Annotated in this window: 26 protein-coding genes; 13 read left to right on the top strand and 13 right to left on the bottom strand. The window is 44.4% G+C overall.

Annotated elements, in window-relative coordinates; all coding sequences use genetic code 11:
- Positions 1-17: 17 nt before the first annotated feature.
- The 10 genes from MNR06_RS09545 to mmsA all read right to left on the bottom strand — a co-directional run bounded on the left by MNR06_RS09545 (position 18) and on the right by mmsA (position 9,807).
- Positions 18-971 (bottom strand): hypothetical protein, encoded by a 954-nt coding sequence (locus MNR06_RS09545; protein ID WP_243535432.1) that lies wholly within the window; start codon positions 969-971, stop codon positions 18-20.
- Positions 972-1,017: 46 nt separating this feature from the next.
- Complete coding sequence (locus tag MNR06_RS09540) at positions 1,018-2,157, bottom strand: hypothetical protein (RefSeq protein WP_243535431.1); 1,140 nt, start codon at positions 2,155-2,157, stop codon at positions 1,018-1,020.
- 13 nt (positions 2,158-2,170) lie between these two features.
- A complete protein-coding gene (locus tag MNR06_RS09535; RefSeq protein WP_243535429.1) occupies positions 2,171-2,587 on the bottom strand; it encodes a hypothetical protein in 417 nt (138 codons plus the stop codon).
- A 108-nt stretch (positions 2,588-2,695) separates the two neighbouring features.
- Positions 2,696-3,589 carry a hypothetical protein gene (locus MNR06_RS09530; protein ID WP_243535427.1) on the bottom strand — a complete coding sequence of 298 codons (894 nt, stop codon included), beginning with the start codon at positions 3,587-3,589 and terminating at the stop codon, positions 2,696-2,698.
- A gap of 61 nt (positions 3,590-3,650) precedes the next feature.
- On the bottom strand, positions 3,651-4,478 hold the full coding sequence (locus MNR06_RS09525) for a hypothetical protein (protein WP_243535424.1): 828 nt from the start codon (positions 4,476-4,478) through the stop codon (positions 3,651-3,653).
- A 94-nt stretch (positions 4,479-4,572) separates the two neighbouring features.
- The gene (udk, locus tag MNR06_RS09520; RefSeq protein ID WP_243535422.1) at positions 4,573-5,181 is read right to left on the bottom strand and encodes a uridine kinase; all 609 of its coding nucleotides are present in this window, start codon (positions 5,179-5,181) and stop codon (positions 4,573-4,575) included.
- A 45-nt stretch (positions 5,182-5,226) separates the two neighbouring features.
- The gene (upp, locus tag MNR06_RS09515; protein ID WP_243535420.1) at positions 5,227-5,856 is read right to left on the bottom strand and encodes a uracil phosphoribosyltransferase; all 630 of its coding nucleotides are present in this window, start codon (positions 5,854-5,856) and stop codon (positions 5,227-5,229) included.
- 9 nt (positions 5,857-5,865) lie between these two features.
- Positions 5,866-7,080, bottom strand: a complete 1,215-nt coding sequence (locus tag MNR06_RS09510) for a URC4/urg3 family protein (protein WP_243535418.1) — start codon at positions 7,078-7,080, stop codon at positions 5,866-5,868.
- The gene (locus tag MNR06_RS09505) at positions 7,073-8,320 is read right to left on the bottom strand and encodes a GTP cyclohydrolase II (protein WP_243535416.1); all 1,248 of its coding nucleotides are present in this window, start codon (positions 8,318-8,320) and stop codon (positions 7,073-7,075) included. Before MNR06_RS09505 ends, MNR06_RS09510 begins: the two co-directional genes overlap by 8 nt.
- An 11-nt stretch (positions 8,321-8,331) precedes the next feature.
- A complete protein-coding gene (gene mmsA / locus MNR06_RS09500) occupies positions 8,332-9,807 on the bottom strand; it encodes a CoA-acylating methylmalonate-semialdehyde dehydrogenase (protein WP_243535413.1) in 1,476 nt (491 codons plus the stop codon).
- A gap of 218 nt (positions 9,808-10,025) precedes the next feature.
- Here mmsA and MNR06_RS09495 point away from each other — a divergent pair, with 218 nt between their 5' ends.
- On the top strand, positions 10,026-11,174 hold the full coding sequence (locus MNR06_RS09495) for a hypothetical protein (RefSeq protein ID WP_243535412.1): 1,149 nt from the start codon (positions 10,026-10,028) through the stop codon (positions 11,172-11,174).
- Here the strand turns inward: MNR06_RS09495 and MNR06_RS09490 are convergent.
- Positions 11,171-11,659, bottom strand: coding sequence for a glutathione peroxidase (locus MNR06_RS09490; RefSeq protein ID WP_243535410.1), 489 nt, complete (start codon positions 11,657-11,659; stop codon positions 11,171-11,173). The two genes, MNR06_RS09495 and MNR06_RS09490, sit on opposite strands and share 4 nt — an antisense overlap.
- Before the next feature lie 261 nt (positions 11,660-11,920).
- Between MNR06_RS09490 and MNR06_RS09485 the strand changes: the two genes are divergently transcribed.
- The 3 genes from MNR06_RS09485 to MNR06_RS09475 all read left to right on the top strand — a co-directional run bounded on the left by MNR06_RS09485 (position 11,921) and on the right by MNR06_RS09475 (position 16,538).
- The gene (locus MNR06_RS09485; RefSeq protein ID WP_243535408.1) at positions 11,921-13,366 is read left to right on the top strand and encodes a hypothetical protein; all 1,446 of its coding nucleotides are present in this window, start codon (positions 11,921-11,923) and stop codon (positions 13,364-13,366) included.
- A gap of 11 nt (positions 13,367-13,377) precedes the next feature.
- On the top strand, positions 13,378-15,087 hold the full coding sequence (locus MNR06_RS09480; protein WP_243535406.1) for a hypothetical protein: 1,710 nt from the start codon (positions 13,378-13,380) through the stop codon (positions 15,085-15,087).
- A gap of 176 nt (positions 15,088-15,263) precedes the next feature.
- Positions 15,264-16,538, top strand: a complete 1,275-nt coding sequence (locus MNR06_RS09475; RefSeq protein WP_243535404.1) for a hypothetical protein — start codon at positions 15,264-15,266, stop codon at positions 16,536-16,538.
- A 1-nt stretch (position 16,539) separates the two neighbouring features.
- Here the strand turns inward: MNR06_RS09475 and MNR06_RS09470 are convergent, their stop codons facing one another.
- Positions 16,540-17,727, bottom strand: coding sequence for an aspartate kinase (locus MNR06_RS09470; protein WP_243535402.1), 1,188 nt, complete (start codon positions 17,725-17,727; stop codon positions 16,540-16,542).
- Positions 17,724-18,698 (bottom strand): lytic transglycosylase domain-containing protein, encoded by a 975-nt coding sequence (locus MNR06_RS09465; protein WP_243535400.1) that lies wholly within the window; start codon positions 18,696-18,698, stop codon positions 17,724-17,726. Before MNR06_RS09465 ends, MNR06_RS09470 begins: the two co-directional genes overlap by 4 nt.
- 222 nt (positions 18,699-18,920) lie before the next feature.
- On the opposite strand from MNR06_RS09465, the gene flgF reads away from it, so the two are divergent.
- From flgF to MNR06_RS09420, 9 genes are all read left to right on the top strand, one after another.
- Positions 18,921-19,736 carry a flagellar basal-body rod protein FlgF gene (gene flgF / locus MNR06_RS09460; RefSeq protein ID WP_243535398.1) on the top strand — a complete coding sequence of 272 codons (816 nt, stop codon included), beginning with the start codon at positions 18,921-18,923 and terminating at the stop codon, positions 19,734-19,736.
- Positions 19,737-19,783: 47 nt separating this feature from the next.
- Positions 19,784-20,569: a flagellar basal-body rod protein FlgG gene (flgG, locus tag MNR06_RS09455; protein WP_243535396.1), complete on the top strand. Its 786-nt coding sequence runs from the start codon at positions 19,784-19,786 to the stop codon at positions 20,567-20,569.
- A gap of 3 nt (positions 20,570-20,572) precedes the next feature.
- On the top strand, positions 20,573-21,502 hold the full coding sequence (gene flgA / locus MNR06_RS09450) for a flagellar basal body P-ring formation chaperone FlgA (protein WP_243535393.1): 930 nt from the start codon (positions 20,573-20,575) through the stop codon (positions 21,500-21,502).
- Positions 21,499-22,257: a flagellar basal body L-ring protein FlgH gene (locus MNR06_RS09445; RefSeq protein ID WP_243535391.1), complete on the top strand. Its 759-nt coding sequence runs from the start codon at positions 21,499-21,501 to the stop codon at positions 22,255-22,257. Before flgA ends, MNR06_RS09445 begins: the two co-directional genes overlap by 4 nt.
- Entirely contained in the window at positions 22,250-23,257 is a 1,008-nt protein-coding gene (locus tag MNR06_RS09440; RefSeq protein ID WP_243535388.1) for a flagellar basal body P-ring protein FlgI, read from the top strand. Before MNR06_RS09445 ends, MNR06_RS09440 begins: the two co-directional genes overlap by 8 nt.
- Before the next feature lie 505 nt (positions 23,258-23,762).
- A complete protein-coding gene (locus tag MNR06_RS09435; RefSeq protein WP_243535386.1) occupies positions 23,763-23,951 on the top strand; it encodes a hypothetical protein in 189 nt (62 codons plus the stop codon).
- Positions 23,944-24,681, top strand: a complete 738-nt coding sequence (locus tag MNR06_RS09430; RefSeq protein ID WP_243535384.1) for a rod-binding protein — start codon at positions 23,944-23,946, stop codon at positions 24,679-24,681. The genes MNR06_RS09435 and MNR06_RS09430 overlap by 8 nt, the downstream gene beginning before the upstream one ends.
- 78 nt (positions 24,682-24,759) lie before the next feature.
- Positions 24,760-25,089, top strand: coding sequence for a flagellar biosynthesis anti-sigma factor FlgM (gene flgM / locus MNR06_RS09425; RefSeq protein WP_243535381.1), 330 nt, complete (start codon positions 24,760-24,762; stop codon positions 25,087-25,089).
- Between the two features lie 92 nt (positions 25,090-25,181).
- Positions 25,182-25,700 (top strand): flagellar protein FlgN, encoded by a 519-nt coding sequence (locus tag MNR06_RS09420; RefSeq protein ID WP_243535379.1) that lies wholly within the window; start codon positions 25,182-25,184, stop codon positions 25,698-25,700.
- Positions 25,701-25,708 lie beyond the last annotated feature (8 nt).

Here is a 25,708-nt window from a genome sequence, read left to right as displayed (position 1 = left end):
AAGCAGAGTCTCAAATTCTAGCGAAAACTCAAGGAACACTGAGTTTCGGGCAAGTACTCTTGGCCATAGAAAACTTTGTTTTTCATAAACGAATACTTGTGTGGCTGGTGAGTCTTTAATTTAGCACCTGTAAAGCGATAAGCGACCACGGTTTCTGCGAAATCCTCTGACGGGTTTTCCATCCCATATTCTGAAACGGCTTTTGATGGATCTATCAACTGATACTGAGTGTATGAAATTTTATTCTTTTGAGCTTTATACGCTTTCCAACCAGCTACTTTTAACCATTCTTCGGAAACGTCTAACTTTGATTTGTATGAAAGTGTGTGTCCCAACTCATGCAAAAAAGTTTGCTGACGTTCCGGGAAACTAAGATCATTCCAGGGATCGAAAATTTCAATGCTTGCGTTAGCAATGACCATCGGGCCAAATCCCATTCCACGAGTGAAATGCACCAAGCGCTTATTATAGGAAACGGGATAAAGCGATAGCGGATAATCAAACAGAGCCTGTAAAATTTCGTTCAGCTCATCACTGTGCCAAGCGGATGCATACTTGGAACGAAGGTGAGAACCATTAAAACCGAAAGTTTTTAGCAGATACAGAAGCTGCGGTCCTTCCGTATTTCCATAGATTTCTTTTACTGCGCACAAAACCTTATCGCAGTTTGATGAAAAATTAAGTTCCGGTTTATCTCGTAAGCTAAGATCTAATTTGTGAAGATCGGTAAAGAACTGAACCAAATCAGCTTTTTCATTTTTGAAGGTAATACCGTTTACTTTTTTTGTAACAAGTAAACCGCTTCCCTGTAAGGCCGTTAAAATTGAATCGGGACTTGGCGGGCGTTGGGTCTTGCACGGGGCCTGCATGACATCAGTGGCACTGGCTGCCCACCATTCTAAAGCTGGCGCTGCTGAAACTTGAAAGGTCAGCAGAAGTATTAGAATAAAAAAAGGCCCGCGAAAAATCATGGGCTTAAATGCTAATAAAGCCCTGACCAAGTCAAGGCTGAATCATTTATTTGGAAAGATTTAAGGCATCTGCAACTGCCGCCGATTCGTTGATCACGCGCTGGCTGATCGCCTCATCGGGACCAAAATATCCAAAGGCACGGATAATTTGCGTGTGGCTAATACGAGGGCTCACATTGCTTAAATCATGGCGGGGATTTTGATAGGCATTGCTATCAAAAACCGAAGTATGGCGTAAATCTGGGCGGTTGTTTTCAAGCCAAACGCGAGCAATCTGCGCCACATGACAGCTTACGCAGTCCATGTTTTCAGGATTGAAAGTATGAGGGTTTTCGATTCTGTACATCGCTCTAAGTTCTTTTTCTAAAACCGTCGTCGTTTCTTTGATCGCGCGGTTAGAATCCAAGATCGTTTTTACGAAAGAATCTTCACCAGTTGGAGCTGGAGAGATATTTCCACGTAAAAAGTGATCCGCCGGAACAGCAAAGTTAATGAAAGCTTGGGAACCACGATCCACGCGGGGGATCTTAGCAACTTTAAGCTTCTGATTTACAACTTCAAAGCCAGCAAAAGCCCACATATCACCAGCACCACGAACCACCATCACAGTGACGCGGGAAAGGTTTTTAAGGCCCGCATATTTCAAAATGATTTTTTGGAAAGCGGCCATAGCGGGACTTGCAGTGCCATCCAAAGCCCACACGGGATGGATTTGCAAAGGAAGGCCATCAGTTTTAACTTTAAACTTGGTTTTCCAGGCTTCGATGTCTTTTAGTACGTTCTTAAATTCGCCTTCAGTCAGGACATAAAAGCTATGAAGGGCTGCATCTTCGGTCTGCACGATATTGCGCGGACCTGGTTGCAACGGTTGCCACACAAGACGAATTTGAAATTGGCAGGATTGTGGAGTCGGCAGTGGAAAACAAGGGTCAATACGCGCGCCCACAACTCGCATCGCATCTGCAACTTGGTCTTCTGTCATCACCGGAGTTAGCGGTGGGATAGTGAACATGAAATCTCTTGGAATCAGTGGGCCACCAACACCAGTGGACTTAAGGTTTAACAATTCAGTATCATTTAGATGCTTCGGTAATGGGAATAGGTAAGATACGTCGTTAAGATTCCAACGAGCTTCACCGGCTTGAACAAGTAACAATGTAGATAAGAATAGAATCAGTTTTTTCATCGCAGGCTTTCTTCTAGTTGCAAACAAGTCCTGGCTCATTTCCTTCATTGATGAATTTGAAATAAGCGCGAACATTTAAGTCATTAACAAATAACTGGCCTGTGTAATGAGTGAACTGACCATTTTCAGTTTGCGGATAAAGTTTTAGGTAAACCCCTTCAGCATCACCGCGCAGATCATTTGTTCCTCTAGATTCAGGGGATGTGCGCACCGTCACTTCATAGGCCTGGCGGGAATTTTTCTGAGTCACTTTCAAAACGGCGCTGGAAGTGTATGTACCAACAAAGGGATTTAAAGGATCAATGTTGCTAGAAAAGCGAACTTGAACTTTAAAATCAGGATCAAAACTTGGAACACAAGTAATTGATGTCACTGCAGACGCGAAAGCTGGTGTTGCCAGTAAGGCAAGCATGCAAAAAAATGATTTCATTGGACCCCTCTTAAAAAGCAGCCTCTTTTAAGCTAAAGGTTGTTTGAAGGGCAAAGAAATTACCGAAAAGAAAGCTCATTGATAACGGAACGTCGCGGAAATCCTGCGTCAAAACAGATAAGCCGCCTTAATTGCAATAATTGGCGATAGACCGTTTCGAGTGATGTCATCCGCAAGATCTTTTTCCGTTCCATCAATGGCCTGCTTGATCGGCGGAGTTTCCTCTAAGTCATCAAGCCCGGTGTCGATGTCTACTTTTGTACTAAGAATTTTCATGATGCCGAAAGAAAAATCCATGTACAGGCGATCATGAACCACCCAAGTGTAGCCAGTGTAAAATTCCGTGAACAGAAAATCAGAATCGATATCAATCTTGGCTTCTAAGCCTAAAGCATCCAGTACTGTTCTTAAGTCAGAATAGTCTTCCCCCGTGGCTGCACTTAAAGCTTCGTCGACATCAACTCGTCCTGATGAGGTGAGTGACATAAACGAAGCGCCAATATGCCAACCCGTACTTTCACCAACACGATAATTAAAATCTCCGCGAAGCATTTGGTTTTTTTCAAAGATATCTTCGATAATTCCTTGCATGTGGGGATTGTTACCGAAGTAAGCGACAGCACGCCCGATCAGCGTGCGGTAGTAGGGTGGCATATTCCCAGCTTGCAAAGAAAATGTGGCTCTTTCCCCGTGAAGCATAAGACCGAAGCCAGTGAAAGTGGGTGCGGAGGTGTTAACTAAAACACCGAAGCGCCAATCTTCAGGACCCCTTGTCGGCGTGCCAGCAGGAGTAACTGGTGGAAGAGTCGTGTCCGTGGGAGTACTCGGAGATGTGCTGGTGTCCAAGGTCGTCGGTGAGGACTCCACGGGAACTGCAGTGGAAGTATCAGAAGTCGTAGATGTTTCCGTCGTTGTCGAAGTTTCAGTTGCAGTACCAGTACTAGTTTGAGCAATAACGACATTTGAAAAAAATAAAATTAATACAACAGCACTTTTAAACATTCACGCCTCCGCAAAAGTAAAAGCCTCAAAAATTTTTTGAGGCTTCGGTTCACTGCCTTATTTAGTTTTCTGGTGTCGACGGTGGGGGTTCGTTGGGTTGTTCTTCGGCTTTGTGATTTACAAGATAATCCCCTATGCTATTAAGCATATCTACGGTGCTTATCAATTCTTGATGGATTTCAGGGTCATCGTTTAAAAGCTTCTCAAGGTAATTTTTAAGTCCTGACTCACCAGAATGAAAACCTTTGTAAAGTGGATTTAACCCAACCAAAATTTTTCCTGCAAGGCCGGTTTGTGCTGCTGACAGTTGTGTGCGAATCGAGGTGAACTCTACTTCTTTTGGATCTAATGATGCTGGTAGTTTGCTGAAATCAATACGCGCATTTAAATGCATGCGTGCCATAATGACATTATCATTCACATCTTTTTTGACATCATCCATTGCAATATCAAAGGTGATAGCATCGCCATATTTCTTTCCGTATTCAGCAGCCATTTCGTTAGCGATTTTTTCTAGTTCATTCGCATAAAGATTCAAAGTGTTTTGGCCGAAGGTTTTTACCAAATTCAATTTTAAGAAAAGATCGCCTGTAAACCATGGCGCTGAACCATCACCATAGTGATAGGCGGCGTTTTGCAGATTCAAGATCAAATTATTATCAGGACCATCCTTCGTAAGTATTCCAGAAATTCCCATATCGATGGTTTTCTGGTCGTCCAAATTTAGTTCCGTAAAAAATAACTGCATTACAGTGTTGCCACCGTTAAACGGCGCTACAATGCCGGCAATTTTACGGTTTACTTCTTCTTTGGTGATAACGATAGCGGCAATAGCAATGGACGAAGTTAACAAGATCGCCGGAACGATCTTTTTTAGGATCGGTTTCATGGGATTCTCCTCTTGTTTGGACGGTTTATTTAGTTTCCGGCAAAGCTAACTAAACACAAGAGGCTGATGTAAAAAACAGTGAATCCCGCACATCTTAAGCGGGCATTAATTTTTGACAAAAATTCTGAAGGGCATCTGAATATTCGCCCAGGTCTTTGATCACAGTGTTGGCGAAATTCTTAGAAGGCTCGACGTACTGGTTGTGCATCGGGCGCACTTGCAGTTCGAATTGTTTTTTAACGCCTTCAGGGGTACGACCACGTTCATTCACATCACGGTGAAGGCGTCGTTGAAAGCGCAATTCTTCAGGAGTATCAAAGAAGATCGACTCATCCAGTTCACAACGCACTTCCATGGAATTAAGGATTAAGATTCCATCAACCAGAATGATCTTTGTGGGTTTACACAGGATCGTTTCCTTCTGGCGAGTGTGGGTCTTGAAGTCGTAAATAGGAATTTGCACGTCTAAGCCCTTACGAAGTTTCTGAAGGTCCTGTGCTAAAAGAGTGAAATCAAGGCTGCTAGGGTGGTCGAAGTTAACAGAGCCGCCATCTCCATCAAAGCGATGGGATTGGTCGATATAATAGTTGTCCTGGTAAATGATGGTGCAGTTGTCACGGCCTAATTGTCTTTGCAAGTCCAAAGCAAAATGAGTTTTTCCTGAACCACTTCCGCCTGCAACTCCGACTATGTACACACTCATGGGACCTCTGCTCCGGCGCTAGACCGGAGCGGGAAATTAATAGACCTATTTCGTTTGGAACAAGCGGTCTCCGGCATCGCCAAGACCTGGTACCAAGTAACCTAGTTCGTTGATTTGCTCTTCGATATTAACGGTATAAATTTCAACGTCAGGGTGGAAGTGCAAAATACGCTCTAGACCGGTTTTGCTGGCAAGAATACTGATCACTTTAATCTTACCAACGCCATAGTTTTTTAATCTGTCTATAGCTGCCACAATAGTGTCGGCAGTGGCAATCAAAGGATCACAGAGTATAATTTCTTTATTCTGCACGTCCTGAGGCATTTTGAAATAATACTCAACTGTATTATGAATGAATTTATCGCGGTAAATACCGATAAATCCGGTGCTCGCGCGAGGGATCATTGAAAGTACAGCGTCTAGCATGCCGTTACCTGCACGCATGATAGAAACCACTATAGGTGGTTTTACGATTCGCTCGGCCATGGTCTTCGCAATCGGAGTTTCAATCGCGATGGGCTCTAGGTGTTTCCAGTCGCGCATAGCCTCGTAAACAAGAATTTTTGAAACCTCTTTTACGATCTCGCGGAACTCATGGGAATAGGTGTCCTTGTCACGAAGGTAGCCTAGTTTGTGTCTTAATAGCGGATGGTCGATAACTTTTACTTGATTCATAAATACTCCTTAAAAAACAGTTCCGTCGCTTTCGATTTTGAGGGGAGGAGAACTATCTGCGCGCAAAGCTTTCGCAGCTTTACGACCGGCCCACCAGGTGCCGCCCTCAAGAACCTTTGCTAGCGGGAATTCTGCATCAGTTTTGTTAAGTTTATTTCTAACTTTGTCGCCGATACGGTCTAACAACGAAACCGTCAGGCCACGCCATTCAATGATTAATTCTGAATCGGGACGGTGAGCTTGTTCTAAAAGTTGTTGATCTTTTAAAGTGATCAAACCCAAATCCAACAGAAGTCCACCGTTACGGTATTCAGCTAAGCCCGTTAGTTTTTCAACGCCAGTCAGTTGAAAGCCTGCATCCATCAATGGTTCCATCAACGAATAGCTCATCCATTGTGAAAGTTTGTGGAAAGCAGCAAGGCCCCCTGGAACTTTTGAATAATTCCAGATGTCGCCTAGATTTATAGAGCCAACCTTCACGCGACCTGGCCAGATATCTCCAAGACCATCAAGCACTGCACGCAATACTTGTGGACCCGTTAACGACTTGCCATAACGTTTGTGAAGGTAATCCACTAAGCCACCAGGTCTGCCGCCGGGGAATAATTCTGGTTTTGCTTGAATAGTTTGTCCTAGGTTTTTCAACAATGACAATCGGCCTTGCACGCCCACTAGTGGATTTTTATCGCTGACTTGAAAAGCAGCTTCTAAAGTGTTTTGTGAAAGGTTCTTTAGACCTTCTGCGGTTGCTTTAAAAGGATTGCTCTTATCGCTTGATAGGCTTCCATCTATGAATAGATAAAAGCTTGCTACGCCCAAACCTTCAGAGCGGTTGAATGACTTACCGCTTGAAGCTTCTTGGAATGACCAAGAGTTACCAGCACCCGCATCCAAAAGAACAGAGGTGATGACTAGATCAAACTTAGTGCGCGCGATTTCTAATGGATCTTGCCCTTGCAATTTAGCTTCTAGAGTTTTTACGCGATCAATGCCGCCCACGCGGAAGTGACCCCAGCGAGAATGAAATGGAATTTCAAGGCTTGGATAGTTATCACGGATCACATCCACCACATAATCTACAACGTGATTGAATTTATCTGGATGATAAGTGAAGTGAGTTTGGCCTTTTTCAGTCAGTTCAAAGATTTTTTCAGCACTTTGGCGGATGGCCAAAGGCGAAAGTAAAAAATCCAAATCTTTTTCTGTGTACGTGTGGTTACTCATCGATCGGTCTTCCTTTAACAGCCGCTAGTTCTGCTTCTGTTTTTTTCGCGCCCGGATTGAAATAACCCTTAGCTTTTTTAGCTTCGATTTCAACTTGAGCATCTGGTGGAATAAGGTTTTCAGGAATAGAAATACGATTTACGACTTCAATACCGCTTTTTACGATGGCGTCGTATTTCATATTGCTCATCGAATGAAGGTTGTGAATTTTTGTGATTCCGAAGAAATGCAAGATATCTGGCATCAATTCTTGGAAACGCGCATCTTCAACACCCGCCACACACTCAGTACGGTGGAAGTAAGTTGCGGCGGAATCCCCACCCGCTTGGCGTTTACGAGCGTTGTAAACTAAGAACTTAGTTACTTCACCCAAAGCGCGGCCTTCTTTACGATAATAAGCGATGATACCCACACCCCCACGTTGTGCGGTTCTTGCGGCATCTTCAATTCCGTAAATCAAGTAAGGACGGCACGTGCAGATATCAGAACCAAACACGTCAGATCCGTTACATTCATCATGCACACGGCAAGTAAGTTCAACATCTGGCTTTGCAAGATCTTGTGGGTTACCGAAGATGTAAACCGTCGTGTTACCGATAGGTGGCAACATCACTTTCAAATCCGGGCGAGTCACAAGTTCAGGGAACATGCCGCCCGTTTCTTGGAAAAGGATTTTTCTTAGTTCACCTTCATCAACGCCCAAACGTTCAGCGATACCCGGAAGGTACCAAACGGGTTCAAAAGCCACTTTCGTGATTTTGATATCTTTGTTTTCGTTAATGATCTTTCCGTCGATTTTCAGACGGCCTTGATCTACCGCTTCGTAAATCTCAGGAATTTGCAAATGGGCTTGTGTCACCGCCACTGTCGGGCGCACGTCATAACCGTCAGCAAAGTATTTTTGGAAGTGGATAGGTACGTCAAAACCCCAGGGATCAATAGAAACCATTTTCTTTGCATCAAACCAAGAAGCGTGAGGTCCAATTTTAACCGGGCTTTCTGTATTGTGAAGGTCAGGCTTGTGGTTTGTTGCGTATCTTCCTTGAGCAATCGAAAGGGCGCGGTAAACCGTATAGCTACCGCTGTGAGTTCCAATGGCGTTGCGTTTTGTTGTATCAGTTAACGAACCAATGACAGGACCACGTTCTAATGCAGTGGCAGCGCCCCATTTGATTGGCAGGCTGTCTTTGTAAACTTGGCTGTTATGTGATGTTAAAATGACATGTGATGATCTTTTCATATCGACCTCTATTATGACATCCAGTTGTTATCTTCTTGTTTTTCCCATTTCACGGTGACCTTTTTCACGTTTGACCAGAAATCAAGTGACTGGTGTCCAGTGATATCACCGTGACCAAACTTCGACGCATTCACGCCGCCGAATGAAAAGGGCTCGCGGGGAACAGGAACGCCGACGTTGACCCCTACCATTCCGGTAGAAGCCATGCGCACGACTTTTTCAGCCAAGTTTCCGCTGCTGGTGAAGACCGAGCAGGCGTTTCCATACTCCACATTGTTTTCAATTTTCATTGCTTCAGAAATATCGTGGCAACGCACGATACTTAATACCGGTCCGAAAAGTTCAATCTTCGCGACATCACTTTGCGGATTTACGTGATCTAAGATTGTTGGACCAATCCAGTGGCCTTCTTCCATTCCAGCGGGTGCCTTTGCTTTTCTGCCATCAAGAAGAATAGTGGCACCTTCTTTTTCGGCTTGGTTGATGGCTTTATTTAAAAATTCCACTTGGGATTTAGTGATGATAGCACCCATGTCTTTACCAAGAACAAGAGAGCTTGCACGTTCAACAATTTTTTGAATGTGTTTATCAACGTTACCTACGGCAAGCAAAACAGCCGCCGCCATACAACGTTGACCCGCACAACCCGTGAAAGAATCACTGATGCCGATCCCAGAAAGCTCAGGATTTGCGTCAGGTAAAAGGACGATGTGGTTTTTAGCTCCGCCTAGTGCCAAAGCTCTTTTACCTTGGCGAGTCGCGCGTTCGTAAACAGCTTGCGCCACTTTTGTAGAACCAACGAAGCCCACAGCTTTCACATCTTTGTGATCGATGATCGCTTCAACTGTTTCTTTTCCACCTTGAAGCACTTGGAACAAACCATCAGGAAGACCCGCTTCTTTTAAAGCCGCCGCAATCTTCATTGAAGTGAGTGGAGTTTTTTCGGAAGGCTTCCACACGTAAGCATTACCAAGAGTCAAAGATATTGGAATCGTCCACATAGGTACCATCGCCGGAAAGTTAAATGGAGTGATGTTGGCGATAACTCCTAAAGGCTCGCGACGGTATTCACAAGTTACACCTCTGGAAACTTCGGACTTGCCACCAAGATCCATGTTTTGCAAAGCGATGGCGAACTCAAGAACCTCGATACCTTTTAAAAGGCCCGCACGTCCTTCATTAAAACTTTTACCTGACTCAGAACTTTTCAAATGAGAGATTTCATCTAAATCGCGCATCAAAATTTGGCGCAGATTGAACATCACTTTCGTGCGTTCTTTCATTGGCACTTCGGCCCATTCTTTTTGCGCGGACTTCGCAGCGGCAACCGCTGTCTGCACATCGTCAGCAGTGGAGTTATGGAACTCGCCGATTTTTTTCCCAGTGTAGGGGCTGATGATATCTGATTTTAGGCCACTGCCTTTTTGAAATTTTCCAGAAACAAAATTCTGGCAATCGATGACTTGAGTTGGAATTTGCACACTCATATTTTCGTCCTTGGCAAAAAAGATCCCTCTACTTCAACAATGCTGGTGTGTAGAAAAGAAAAGTAAACTACGATGATTGCGCAAGCCTTGTGTTTTGCCAATTCAAAATGAAAATTTATCGTCTTCTTAATGAATTTTGCAGCGGCGCGTGGGGCGAAATTTCCGTCTCAGACTGAGCCGTTTTTAGCTCTTTCTGCTCCTATCCGATAAGGCTCATTATGAAATACCTACTCTTGAGCTTTTTTATTTTTGGTTTTTCGTCGGCAGCTTTTGCTTACTCTTGCAAAATCGATCAGATCAAACAAAACAATCCAAAATTCTGCGACGACCTTCGTGAAGAAACGCCGATGACAGATGCATCCATGGGTGAACTTTTTAATGAAGTTCAAGATTCCATGAAGGAATTTATTTTAAAGGGGCGCACAGTGGATCAACTTTCCCCGGAAGAAAAATCCATCTATGCGCGCATTAGTACCGTGAAGTTTTCAAAATTTACTAACTGCGGAACAGATCCCCAAGGAAAACCTTCAGTGAGTGCTTCGTACAGCACAACAGACCATTCTGTAACTTTTTGTGAGGGCTTAAAAGATTACCCACTTCCTGCTTTAGTCACGATGATTGGCCATGAGATTGGTCACTCTGCCGATTCCTGTGCTGTTCAGTGCTACCATCTTCATGCGCAAGATCGCACTCGCTTACGTCTGCCGCAGGATTTTTTAAACAGTCCAGATAATGATCCCGCTTTGCAAACAGAACTAAGAAGTTCACGTGAACCAGTTTCAATGACAGCCAGACTTTTAATGTCCCGCCCAGATATCGTAGAAGGCTGGCGCAGTCAGCCGGGTGTGACGATCAATGAACCGATGCCTTTAAATCGATATCCCTTAAACCGCGTTCGTCGTTGTTTGATTGATCAAGATAAAGTGTGGGAAGCACCAAGCAATGAGGCTTCCCATCAGATCGCGCAGCACCGTGATAAGGATCCTGGCTGCAACAGTCATTCTGACTATGAAAGCATGGCCGACGTGTGGGGCGCTTACTCTTTAGGAAAGTATTTTGAAAAGCATCCAGAAAAACGCGGCGCTGTCGCTTTAGGAATGTTTGAAAGTCGTAAGAAGGAATTGTGTTCGCCGAAAGGTTATCCAAGCACGGTGGCGCGCTTAGAGTCTATTTGGCTTGCGGTACCGAGTGTCGCTCAAGCATTAGGTTGTGAATCGGTGCCGGAAAGAAGCTGCATGAGTCATATTCCATTTCCTGCGCCAACGATTGCACCAACAAGTAATCCTCGTATCAGTTCGCCAGGCCGGGGAGTTGCACCAGGAGCGCGGGACGGCGGAGCCTCAAGGCGAGGCCCCGGGGTTCGTTAGGCTTTTAAGGCAGCGCTAACATCGTCCATCATATCTTTTGGTTCGTCTTGAGGTGCATAGCGCTTCAAGACTTTGCCATCACGGCCGACTAGAAATTTCGTAAAATTCCATTTGATCATTTCAGTGCCAAGTATTCCGGGTGCACTCTCTTTAAGATACTGAAATACAGGTTCTGCATTAGAACCATTCACATCGACCTTCGCCATCACTGGAAATTTCACGCCGTAATTTAATTGGCAGAACTCTTGAATCTCTTCGTCTTTGCCAGGCTCCTGGGCGCCAAACTGATTGCAAGGAAAAGCAAGAACAGTAAAACCTTGCGCTTTGAATTTTTCATACATCTCTTCAAGACCTGAATACTGAGGAGTGTATCCACATTTGCTAGCGACATTCACGACAAGCACGACATTGTCTTTAAACTTTTCTAAGGGGACTTCAGCACCAGTGGCAGATTTCACAGTGAATGAGTGAAAATTTTTTGACATCTTTTTTATCTCCGAAATTTTTCGAAAGTGTTCCCCAAAATAGTAGTTCTTCGAGGAGAAATTGTCATTATTTCTCGTGGTGAGACGCGAATATTTCAGTTCTGAAATATTGGGGGACCTCATAACTTCATGATAAATTCTTGTAACTTTCTACAGGATTACCCAGGAAAAGCCGATAATTACCTCATGAGTATCTGGAAAGTTTTTGTAATCTCATTACTCCGTATACTACCTTTCTTGGTGTTGACGCTCGCTGTTTCAGTGAGTTATTCAACTATCCCAACGGTCGAATGTGCAGATGCTGCAAATCCTGCACAATGTGTAGCTGATTCTCCGCCGATTTATATGCCGGCAACTCCTCAGCCAACATTACCACAAACAGGCCCGGTTCCGACGTCACGTCCTGCAAATCCCGGATCGACCGCATCTTCGAATAACAATAGAAATAATTCTGCGCCAAGATCAAACTCTGCACAGTCATCGGGGCCTAGCATGTCCCAACAATGCCAGGCTGAATATCAAAGCTATTACGATGAATGCAGTAAGGAAATTGAATCCACATCTTATAGCTGTGATGAAAAAAACGATCAGGGCATGACAGGTGTTGCTGACAGTGCTTCGCAAATGGCTTTGATGTTAGGTCAGCAAACTTCTTCAAATGTACAGGCGGCTTGTGGGCAGATGGCTAATTTTTCGCAAGCAGCGAATGCCGCTGTTGCTGCTTATCGCATTAACTGCGGCAGCGCTATCAGCAGTTGTAAATCAAAGTGTAAGTTGATTGAAGAATACGTGCGCGGGAATCCTTCTTGTGGTCCTTATTTCTTAGGTGGAAATTCTTCGTCAGTGGCGGCCTTAGCGCATGGACAAGACTTAGCAAAAGGATGCAATAACTTTGATGCAAAAATGAATCAAGCTCAGCAGGCGATTCAGAACTACGGTAATACCGCGGCAAATGCTTCTCAGTGTGAAAACTTATCTAAGGGTGATCCGACCACGGCGTCCCCTGAGTTATGTAAGACAAATCCTACGGCACCAGGTTGCGTAGCGGTTGAAGCCGTAGATTGTAATAACCCCACTATAGCGACCACCAACAAAGTTTGCGTGTGTGCGAAAAATCCGTCGGATCCGATGTGCTTCAATCAACAGAATTCTGCGGGCGGAGGTGCCTTAGCTAATTCTGGGGGGATTGATTCTTCCTCACGAATGGGTGCATCTTCTAATAATAGCGACATGAATTTTGATGGCGATATTCCTGGGTTACCAAGAATTGACCAAGCAGAATATTCTTCAGGGGGACCTGATGATGCTGTTGATGGCCGTCAAGGTAACGGGCCCGGTATTGGGGGCTTCGGAACTGGCGGTGGCTCTGGGATCACAGGCGCCGGTCAAAATAGCAGTGAAAATTTAGATAGAGGTGTTGCTGAAGCAAGTGGCGAAGGTGGTGGCTTCTATGGCGGCGGTGGTTTTAAACCCAGCAGTTCAAGCAGTGGTGAAGGTGGTGGATCGGGTGGATCAGCCGCACCAGGAAGTGCTTCAGGAAAAAATGCAGGGCCACCTGATTTAAGGCAGTTTCTTCCTGGCGGCAAATTAGATCCTCGCTCGATGTCAGGATTGTCGGGGCGTGATGGCATCACGGGACCGGGGTCCGATATCTGGCAGAAAATTCAAAATCGTTACCGGGTGTTGAGTCATACATTAATGCCTTAAGAAAGATAGAGATGAAGTTGATATATCTTAAACTTATATTTTTGTTTTTCGGATTCTTACTTCCATCAGTAAGTTCTGCCCAGGCTTTGTTAGGTCAACAGCGCTGTATGCCAGCCTTTAATGATTGTAAAGAGATCCATAACCGCAAAAATGGTAAACCATCGACATGTACAGCAGCTTACAATGAATGTTTAGTGACTGAAGGTGGAGCTGTTCGTCGCAAAGATGGAACTTTTAAGCAAATGTACCATACATCCAATCCTGATTTTTTAAGATGCAAAGCTCAAGGGATAAGACCAGCGACTCCAGAGTTTGATGTGTGCATGTTCGGCCGAAAAACAGTTCCTGTTCCTACTCCACGTCCTAACCCAACAATAATGGCAGAATCCGCGGCGCCGGCGGCGAGAAGAACTTGCAGTCAAACTTGCGAGCAAGGTGAAACTTGCGCAACGTTTGGTGTAACACCTCGTTGCGTACCGATTTCAATGGTTGATGAATGCCATGGTGTAGGTCCCCAACAGCCAGCAACTTTTGATTCCTGCATCGACTATAGAATGAGCATGATTGATGAGTGTGAAACTCAGTATTTAAGTTTAAGTCAAGATTGCAGCACAAGAGTTGAAGAAACAACGGCAAGCTGTGATGAAAAGAATACTCCAGAACTTAATAGTGCTTCTGATCTTGCGTCCCAATTAACTTTATCTGTGGGACAAGCAAGTATTCAAAATGCCTGTGGTGAAATGGCGAAAGTTTCGGTAGCGGCTAATGCAGGCCTTGCTGCTTATCGCACCAACTGTTCGACTTCCATCAAAAGCTGCAAATCAAGTTGCACGAACTTAGTAACTTACGTTCAGCAAAACCAACATTGTTTTTCAAGAACTCCGCAAGCGGCACAAAACGCAGAAACAGTCGCTAAAAGCTGCGATATGTTTGAGTCGCGCATGAATGAAGCACAACAAGCCATTCAAAATATCGGACAAACTGCTGCCAGCGCAACGGGATGTTCGGATGCGACCTTTGGCGGTCGTGCGGAAACGGCTGCACCAACCATTGATAATTCTTTTTCAGATGCCCAAGTGGATTGTTCAAAGCCGGAATCGTCTTCTAATAAAGTGTGCGTGTGCGCGAAAAACCCGAATGACCCGATGTGCTTTCAAACGCAAAAAGGCAGTGGATTTAGTGCGCAAACAGATGGTGGGGCAGATTCATCAAGCCGCTTGAAGGAACCATCCGCAGACGGAATGAACTTTGATGGTGATTTAGAAGGACTCCCTGCAATAGCTCAAGGTTCTTATTCTTCTGGTGGTGATGGCGACGCCGTCGAAGGTAAACAAGGTGGCGATGTCGGTTTAGGTTCCATGGCAGATTCAGTTGGCAACGGTACGGGGCCCGCTGGTGAAGGTGATGGTGCTGCCGTGACCGAAGAAGGTGAATCTTCTGGCGGTGGTGGATTTTTTGGTGCTGTCGCGGGTCTTTTCAAACCTTCTGCAAGTGAAGGATCTGGAAGTGGCGCCGGTAGCGGTAACCTGAATGACGGCAAAAATATGAAAGGTGCGAAGGGTCCAAACCTTCGCCAATTCTTACCAGGCGGGAAATACGACCCACGTTTAAGAGGAATCGCAGGGGCTCAAGGTATTGATGGGATTACGGGGCCTTCTTCTGATATTTGGAAGAAGATTCAAAACCGCTATCGCATTGTTTCGCCAAGTTTAGAACCCTAGTGCTTCAGAATGAAACACCTTAACTTTTTGTAAAGTTAGGGTCCAGTTGTTCCGATAATTCCCTTATGGGAATGATGTTCAAAAGCGTTTCGTTTATTTTAATCTCTCTCTTTTTTTTCTCTGTGGCACAGGCATTCCAACCTATTTTGAGCGTCGCCGATTGCCGTAATGTTGGAATGACATGTCCAGTAGGAATGGCGTGTAGCGCGGTTGATGCTGAACGTTCTCGCCCTTATGAATGTCGTCCTGTTCCCGCGGCAGCACCCCGAGCTCCTACTTGTAAAGAACAATTTACTAAGCTTCTTGAAGAATGCACGACTCAGTTAGAAAGCACCGCTTATTCCTGTGATGAAAAAAATGACCAAGGCATGTCAAGTGTTGCAGACAGCGCTTCGCAACTAGCATTGATGATGGGGCAACAAACATCAGCAAGTGTGCAGGCTGCGTGTTCTGGGATGGCTAATATTTCTCAAGCCGCAAACGCAGCGGTGGCAGCTTATCGTATCAACTGCAGTAGCGAAATCTCTACGTGTAAAACAGTCTGTTCAAAAGCAAAAGCTTTCGTTGCCGCCAATGCTCGCTGCCTAGGTGCAGATGGACAACACGTGCTTTCTGCATTCAACGCCCAAGCTGAAGGTGAAGCAAAAAAATGCGACGCCTTCACAGCAAAAATGGAACAAGCAAATCAGGCTATTCAAAACTATGGAAATACGTCGGCTAATGCTTCTCAGTGTGAAGAGCTGACTTCGGGTGATGCAACGCCAACACCTGAATTTTGCGCAGCGAATCCGAGTTACCCAAGCTGCACTAACTTAGCGGCAGTAGATTGTAATGACCCAACAATGGCATCCACCAACAAAGTCTGTATTTGCGCGAAAACACCCAATGATCCCGCATGTTTTAATGCGCAAAAAGCGGGTAGCACTTTAAGTGCCCAAGCTGGCGGACTTGATGCTTCTTCCAGATTGAATGCTGAAAAAGGCGAAGGTTCCCTGTTTGATGGTGCCGATCTTGGTGGTTTGCCAAGTATCGCGCAAGGTTCTTTCACGCCAGGCGGTGGTGAAGGTGTAGATGGTCAACAGGGAAGCGGAAATCCTGTCTCTGGTGGATCAGGAGGCTCTGCTGGTGGTGCAAATTCTGGCGAAGGTTCTGGGGGATTGGAAGAAACTAGCACTGATGTTAACGGCGGCTTTTATGGTGGCGGTGGCGCTCAATTTGGATCAGGCGGAAGCAGTGGATCTGGAGATGGTGATCGCGGCGTTGCTGCTGTAGGACCTGGCGGTGCGCCGGGGGGGCCTGACTTAAGAAAGTTTTTACCAGGTGGACAGTTTGATCCGCGTAAAGGTGTGTCGGGTATGAATGGCCGTGATGGAATCACCGGCCCTAATTCAGATATCTGGCAAAAGGTGCAAAACCGCTATCGGGTGATGGCACCTTCGTTATTGCCTTAGACTAAATCAAAGCATGTAAGGATTCGATCACCTGTTTACGGATAGGTGCATCGACTAGGACAGTCACGCTCATCGCACTCATCATCAAGCGGTGGGACGGCAATTCTTTTTCAGCCAAAATGTTTAAAATATTCTGAGTGATCTCTGGCGAAGTGGCGCCTGTGCAAGTCAGGGTTACAGTCGAAAAATCATTTGGTAAAAGGGTAAAGCGCTGATGATTTGCCAAATCCTTTTTGATCGCCTGAACGATTTCAGCGGGGCCCGTTAACAACATCTCTGTTTTATCCGCATTCATTTCGCACTGTAAAAGCTGCGGGAAGGCGATTTGCTTTTGATCAAACAATGTTTGCAATTCTTTAAGTGCTTTCGCAGGATTTTTTTCTTTGCAAAGAATGCCCACAACAGTTTCATGGGAATTCAAAGACAGAGCTTTACAAGTTTCAAACATATTCAATCCTTTTTTCACCAAGGTGCCGTCGGATGTTTTATTAGAAGCAGGTCCGATGTACAAAGTGACGTTGCGCTGTTTTGCTAGTTCCACAGAGCGATAGTGCAAAACTTTGGCGCCCCAGAAAGTCATGTCCATCATCTGATCGTAATTTAATTCCATCAAAGGACGGGCTGACTTCACGATATTTGGATCAGCCGTAAATACCGCAGGAACGTCTTTTAAAATTTCACAGCGCTCAGCATTGAAAGAAGCAGCCATCGCCACAGCCGAAGTATCAGAACCACCGCGACCCAACGTTGTGATTTCTTTTGTTTGCGGTGACACGCCTTGGAATCCCGCAAGAATAACGACTTGGTCTTTCTTTAAAGATTCTTCCACCCGAAACGGTTTTACATCTTTGATAAAAGCATTGACGTGGGAATCATCAGTAAAGATTCCGGCCTGGCTTCCGGTGAAGCTGATGGCAGAACAACCTAAGTCATTCAACGCCATAGACATCAAAGACATACTGATGCGTTCACCGACGGTCAAAAGCATATCCATTTCACGACGGTGAGGATGACCAGAAACCTGGTTCGCAAGATCAATCAAAGAATTTGTGGTTTTACCCATGGCGCTGACGACTACAATCAAAGAATTCTCATTTGATTGTGCGCAGACTCGAGAGGCGACTGATTTGATTTTTTCTGGATCAGCCAGCGTGGCGCCACCGTATTTTTGTACAATCAGCGGTTTCATTCCAATGCAACTTTCCGATTTATCTGGTGCACGTACGAAGAAACAATTCTTGATGCTCCTTTAGGAACTCGAATGAAATGCTTCTCGACCTGACGAGGAATGTAACCCAGATACAGCTCGGCGTTCAAATCTTTTAATGACTTTCTGGTAACTCCCAAATGATCGGCTAACGAATTAAGTTCTACACCGCCGGGCACCAACACAACTTCATACTCTAAAGGATCCATTTTTTCTAAATCTCTAAAGCCATAAAGATTCGGAGCTTTGGCAATCAGCATAGCTGCAAGAATCTTTGGAACGTAATCTTGGGTTTCTTGTGGAAGTGCGTTGAGCTTAATGAGTGTCCAGTAATCTTTGGTGCCGTATTTTTTTATCTGACGACGAAGACCGTTTTCACCCATGTTGTAACTCGCAGCGACCAAGTACCAAGAGCCAAATTCACCGTAAAGATCTTGGATATAACGAATGGCAGCTAAAGTACTTTTCTTTAAATCGCGACGCTCATCAAGCCACCAAGTTTTATTAAGTCCATAGCGGGAGCCTGTCGCTTCAATAAACTGCCAAGGGCCCACAGCATCAGCAGTGCTGATTGCATTCGGAGCAAAACCACTTTCGATCATCACCATGTAAGCTAAATCTTGCGGAAGACCCGCGCGTTTTAATTCAATTTGAATAAAGGGCATGTACATGTAAGAGCGTTGCAGCCACTTGCTGAACCACTTTGAATTTTGGAAGTAAGAAACCCACTTGCTGACTTTTTTATTGTAGGTGACTGGTAAATCAAAAATAAGATTGTCTGATTGAACGTGGGTGGACTTTGCGGTGAGCGTTTTTAATTTTTCTTTTAAGGTTTGCGCTTTATGGGCAGGTTGGGCTGCTGTTGACTGCGCCAATGCCGCTTTAGGATTGGTTTCTGCATGTGCAAATGAACTAAAAAATAAGATAAAAATAAGCGCTGCCCACGTTCTCATAAGCCTAATTATGAAGCCGATTCTTTGACACTGTCGACAAAGATCTGACAATTCCCTGGCACCATCGACGAAGGTCAATCCACGGCCAAATCGCAAAAAACTTGAGTCCAAGTTTTTCCTTCGCGATGAAAGTCGAGCCAGGAAGGTTTTTCCCAGACTAAGATCTGCTATGTCAAAACATGGCACACGCCTTGCTGCTTTACAAAGTGTGGAGGAGTGTTCATGGGGAATAAAGGTATCTATACAGCCTTAAGTGGCGCAATGGCGCAAAGTACGAAGCTTGATACTATCGCCAATAATTTGGCCAACGTGAACACGCCAGCCTTTAAGCGTGATCAACAACTCTTTCAAGAATACTTAACGGCTAACGAAAAACCTCCGCAAACAACACAAATCCCTAGAGATGTCGCAGCTATCGAAAGCTTTTATAACATGCAAGGTGGCGACAAAAGTTACGTTGATACCAAAGGAACCTTCACTGATTTTTCGCAAGGTGGACTAAAACCAACAGGTAACAGTCTTGATGTTGCGATTGATGGTAAGGGCTTTTTTGAAATCGCGACACCAACAGGCGTTAAGTTAACTCGTTCTGGTAACTTCACTTTAGATGGCAACGGCCAATTAGTAACTAAAGAAGGTCATCCTGTTTTAAGAGCAAGTGCACCTGGTGAAGATCCTGCTGGTCGAGTAATCCGCGTTCAGGGGAACGGTGCTATTTCAATTGCTGATAATGGTGATGTTTTTGAAGGTACCGAAAATGTCGGCAAACTTTCTTTAGTAAACATCAACAATCCAGATTGTTTGCAAAAGATGGGTTCGTCTTTATATGGCTTTAAGCCAAATATGACTCCAGAGATGACCAACATTGCTAACCCTAGTGTGAAACAAGGTTTTTTAGAAACTTCAAACGTCAATATCGTGCAAGAAATGACGGATATGATCAGCACTCAGCGTGTGTTTGAAAGCACGCAAAAGGCGATCAGTGCTTATGATCAGATGGCCGACAAAATGGTCAATGTGATTGGTAAAACGAACTAATAAATAAACCTTCATCATGATGATGGAGGATTTGGAAGGATTCCTGAATGCTTAAGAGTTTGAATACAGCAGCGACGGGTATGGCGGCTCAACAGACCAATATGGATGTTATCGCCAATAATATCGCCAACGTTTCAACCAATGGATTTAAAAGATCCCGGGCAGAGTTTGAAGACCTTATGTACCAAACTCAAAAAGAACCTGGCACAGCTTCAGGGGAAAATGCTTATTCACCAAATGGCGTGCAAACAGGTCTTGGGGTGCGCACAGCTGCAATTCAAAAAGATTTCGCAGGTGGCAGTGCTCAAGTAACTAAGAATCCACTAGATCTTCAAATTGAAGGCAGCGGTTTTTTCCAAGTTCTAACTCCAGATGGCCAAGTGGGTTATACTCGTGATGGCGCTTTCAAAAAAGATCCTAACGGCCGTATCGTTGATAAAAACGGTAACGTGCTTCAACCAGAAATCACAGTTCCACCAGATGTTGCAGGTCTTGAAATCGCTGCGACTGGCGAAGTGCGTGTGATTCAAGGTTTGAATGATGCTCCTACAACAATTGGACAGATTGATATCGTGAATTTCGTAAATCCAGCGGGTCTTAAAGCCATGGGTAAAAACGTATTCACGCAAACGCCATCAAGCGGTCAGGCCATTGCGTCTCGCCCTGGTTTGAATGGCACTGGTTACTTATCTCAAGGTCAGCTTGAAGCAAGTAACGTGAACATCGTTGATGAGATGGTGAACATGATCACTTCCCAGCGTGCTTATGAAACGAACTCTAAAGTGATTCAAGCTTCAGATCAGATGCTTCAATCCATTAATAACTTGAGATAATTGATGAAGAAGCTGTTTCTTTTTGTCTTTTTAATTAACCTTCAGGTCTTTGCCAGACCTGAGGTGACTATTCCAAGCAGCGTTGAAATTTCTCAACGCCAATTGATGCGTCTTAGTGACATCGCTGAAGTGACTAACGCCAATCCAGAATTGTTGTCCTTTTTAGAAAGCATCGTAATCAGAGAAGATGCCCGTGAACTACTGTTATCGCAAAAATTGGAATCCCAAGAAATCTTGAAAAAAGTTTTTGCGGCAATGAAAAGTGAGCCGGGACTTAAGAAACTAAATCCGTCTTTTAAAATTCCTGCAGAAGTGCATGTGGCGTTTTCACAAACCCCAATTTCGCGTCAGGAAATTGAACGTAAGCTTTTAAATAACTTAAGAACTCGCTGCAGTGAATGTGAATACAAAGTCACAATCCAAAGCACTCCAGTACCCTCTACCAAACAGTGGGAGCTGGATTTTAGTGAACTTACGGGCAAAGGTGGCTTTTTGCTACCAGTGCGTGATGGCGATCTAAAGCAGTTAAAATGGATTTCTGGAACAATTCGTGTTTCCCAATTAACCCCCGTGGCCAACCGCTTGATCTTACAAAATGAGCGGGTGCAGCCAGGTGATGTGCGTATGGCAATGACTGATGTCACTTATTCTAAGGACACGGTATTGCGTATTGAAGACATCCAAGGGCAATTGGCAGTTCGTTCCCTTCCTCTTGGAACTCCTGTGTGGAGTTCTGATCTCAAACGTGAACCGGCAGCTAAGAGAGGACAAATTGTTAAAGCCATTCTTGGCGACGATAGCTTTGAAGTTAGCGTCAACATGCAGGCTGAAGACAACGGCTTTGTCGGGGATCTTGTCAAAGTTAAGAATTTAGAAACTCAAAAAGTTCTATCCGGCATTGTTATTGAAAAAGGTGTGGTGAAGTTGCAATGAGAAATCTCAACCTAAAATCTATTTTAAAATATTCCCTGGCTTATACAGTTTTAGGACTTGTTACAGGTTGCGCCACTTTTGATGCCTTGGTGAATGGCCCCCAGGAAAATCCAAGCTTAGAAAATATCAAAACAGCTCCTCGCTATTCTGATAATCAGAACATGGGTGTGCCGACAGATCGTAACTATAAACGTATGACTAAAAATCGTCTGGAAGAAGAGTCAGATCTTGGCGCCAATGCCGGTTCTACTTGGGTGATGGAAGGTCAAGGTGCTTACCTATTTGCGCAAAACAAAATGCGTAAAGAAGGTGACCTTTTGAATGTAAAAATGGATGGACCTGCGATGAAGCAGGTTGAAACCAAAGTTTCTGTTATTAAAAAATTGTTGAAGCAATTGGAAGAACAAGAGCAGCAACAGTTAAACAACTCGTTGGCAGCAAACGCCACTGGCGACAGAGCCCCAGCTTCAGCAGAAGCAAAAAAGCCTGAAGCACCTAAAGCAGATGAGAAAGAAGACAAAGCAAGTTTGGATGAAATTAAAAGCATTCCAACTCGTTTAGTAGAAAAATTGGCTGATGGAAATTACCGCGTGAAAGGTCAACAACCTTTCATGATCGGAAAACGTGAATACAAAGTGATCGTTACCGGTCTTATCCGTCCTGAGGATTTTAACGACGAAGGAATCTCTTCGGATAAACTTCTTGATCCTCAATACGACGTGGTCAGCCTTAGAAGGAACAAAACCAATGAATAAAGTTTTTATTTTCCTAGCATTAGCAGCTATGTTTTTCTTTGGCTCCATTGAAGGGGCGCAAGCTGCGCGCTTAAAAGATATCGCAAGCATCCGTGGTGTGCGTGAAAACCAATTGATCGGTTATGGTATCGTGATCGGTCTTAAAGGCACGGGCGACGGTAAAAATGAATTCATGAGTAAAAGTATGGTGCGCATGCTTGATAAGTTGGGCATGAAACTAGATTCACCAGAATTTTCTAGTAAGAACGTCGCTGCAGTTATCGTCACTGCCACAATGCCTGCGTTTGGTAAAGCGGGGAATCCAATTGATATCACAGTAAGTGCTATCGGTGAGGCGTCTTCACTGCAAGGTGGTACTTTATTGCAAACGCCACTAAGAGCAGCGAATGAACAAGTTTACGCTGTTGCCCAAGGATCTATTCTTATCGGTGGCGACGGCAAAGATTCCCATGTGACTGTGGGACGTATTCCTAACGGTGCGCAAATCGAAAGAGACATGTCAGCGGATTTTTCTTCTAGAAAAATGTATCGCTTAACTTTAATCAATCCTGATTTCACGACGGCCGCTCGTTCTGTTTTGACTATCAATAAGGAACTTGGTGGTCACTATGCGACAGCAAAAGACGCTGGAACAATTGATATCATCACTCCATTTGCCTATGAAAATCGTGGTGTTGAATTGCTTGCTACTATTGAGTCGATTGAAATTAATCCTGATATGAAAGCGCGTGTGGTTGTGAATGAAAAAACCGGCACAATTGTGATCGGTGATAAAGTTAAAATTTCACGCGTCGCAATTTCCCACGGAGCTTTATCTGTGAAAGTTGGTGAAGGTAAGAAAGGCAGCGAAGAAAAAGTCGCTGTGCTTGAAAGTGGTGTCAGCGTTGGGGAGTTAGTGCAAGCTTTGAACAAGCTTGGCGTCTCGCCAAAGGACCTGATTACTATACTTCAGTCCATCAAAGCAGCAGGAGCTTTGCATGGTGAACTAGACGTGCTGTGAAGTTTGTGTTTCAAAATGACACGGTATTTAATATTATTAAGGTTATAGCTTCAGACACATGGATGTGTTTGGGGCGCGGGGAGGGTGAGGAAGAGATCGTGAACCATGGAAGGTCAAGAGTCGAAAGTTTCTCGCAGGAAACAGAAGCAAAAGGTCAGCAGACACAAATGATTTGTGAACACGAGCCGAAGCTACACTCTAAAGAATTTTGCGCAGGATGCGCGAGGTTCTCCGACTCAACTCCCCTTTTTTCTCTTCTTTCTAGTCACAATGCTATCGGTGCTTTGGATTGCGGCTTGAAGCCTCTGCAGTGGCAGGTGGGCTTCACTTCGGACAGTCCTCGCGCTTTTCGTTTCGTGGTGGCTTTGTGATTCGTGGTATTTTTTCTTCTGAGTGCTATGGCACTTTTTTCTTGGCGCTGCGGAACTTGTGCAGCCCTCCTGCCACTGCAGAGGCTTCAAGCCGCAATCCAAAGACGCAGCTTGGGTTAGTAGCAATAGGTAAAATGAATTTGAGTGGGGAAGCATTGGTGCAATCTGCTTTGAGATTTTTAGGTGTAGACGGAGTGACTACTAATCAAATGGGTTGGTTGGATCTTTTGTTAACATCGCTTGAAAATTTCTTTGGGCGTGGGGTTGGGTTTGCTTCGCAAACTTTTTCTTCTATTTTCAAAACCGGGGGTTTCCATGAGTAATGTTGGAAATTCTGGTAATAACAACGGCAACTTCAAAGCGTTTGATTCTAAATTTTTGCCTAAGCCTGTTCAGAAAACTCCGGATCAGAAACTTCGTGAGGTTTCTGATATGTATGAGAAGCATTTTCTTCGTGAGATGATGAAGGCTATGCGTTCTACGGTGCATGAAGGTGGAATTATTAAGGCTAATTCTGCAGAGAAAATTTTTAAAGAGCAGCTTGATGATCAGTATGTTGAAAAATGGTCTGATCGTGGTGGTATTGGCCTTTCTGACATGATCTACAAACAGCTTATGGATAAGTTCGGGGTTATGATGGGGATGAAAGCTCCTGTTGTTAAACCTCAAGGGCCTTTGCCTCTTGATAAAACTTCTGAATATCGTGCGCAGCCGTTTCAACACCCTGGTAAGAAGCAGTCGGTTTCCTATCGCATCGATAGAAATTTGAACGAAGCCACGCTTGCAAATGTGAATGCGGAAAATTCTCGTGAACCTGTGAAAGCCCCGTGGGACGGGGTTTTGCTGGGGAAGCGTTCTTTAGCTGATAATCAAACTCTTGTAGAAGTTGGCCACGACAATGGTCTTAAAAGCCAAATGGTTTTTAAAGGTGCGCTGTCTAATCTTTCGACAGGGGATAAACTGCAAGCTGGCGACACTCTTGGGTTTTTGTCGAATGAAGCTAAATCACTCTACTGGACAGTGGAAGCTGGACCAGAAACTGTCTCAGAATGATTTGGTGTAAATGTCCCATTGTGATACTATGAAAAGAACAAAAGAGTGTTTTCTAACACTCGAATACGGAGGCTCCACATGAAGATCACGCACAATAAAGTCGGTCAAAATTTGAATCTTACTGATTCTTCGAAATCCGACAAAGCAAGCGGAGTGAATAACAAAGCTGCTGGTGTGACTAACAACAAAGCTGACGCTTTATCTTCATCATCTCTTGGAGAGTCTTCTAAAGTTGAACTGTCTCCTCGTGCGCAAGAGGCTAAACGCATTAAAGAACTAGCAATGTCTGCACCTGACGTTGATGAAGCAAAGGTTGCAAAGTTCCGTAAACTTATCGATGAAGGTAAGTATAATGTAGACGCCAAAGCCATCGCCGATAAAATGGTTGATGAACACTTAGAATTCTAAGGCTTGTGACGCCAACTTGTCCGCCGAAGCTTTAGCGAAGGTGGAAACTAAATAGGCACGGAAGTCTATTTCAATAATTAAGGATGATAAAGATGGACACAACTGTAGAAAGAGCTTTCCAAAAGTTAGAAGCTAATCTTGAAGAACTAACTAAAATCTACCGTTCACTTTTAGACATCGTTCGCAAAGAAAAAGAATTGTTACTTAAAGCGGATCGCATCTCTTTGGAAGAAAGCAACAAACTTAAAGAAGATTTGCTTTTCAAACTTCGCGCTCAGGATTCTTTGCGTTCCCGTTATGCCATGGACCTTGCGGGTCTTATCGGCGCTGATATTGAAAATCCTCGTTTGTTGGAACTTGCACAAAAGATGGCAGGCAGTCCAGCAGCAGATCGTTTGCGCACTCAGCATTCCGCTTTGGACATGTTGATCAAACGCATCACTGTAATTAACAAAGAAAATGAAGAATATGCGAACTCCGCACTCAGCACTCTCAACGGAGCGATGAACGAAATCAAAGAAACTCTTTCTGGCAAAAAAACCTATGAGAAAAAAGGCGGCTACAAAAGCGGTCCTCAGGTGTCAGGAAACTTTGTAAGTAAAGAAGCGTAAGGAAGATT

The sequence above is a fragment of the Bdellovibrio reynosensis genome (assembly GCF_022814725.1).
In the GTDB taxonomy this organism is placed as follows: Bacteria; Bdellovibrionota; Bdellovibrionia; order Bdellovibrionales; family Bdellovibrionaceae; genus Bdellovibrio; species Bdellovibrio reynosensis.
This window is presented reverse-complemented; position numbering and strand designations above follow the sequence as displayed.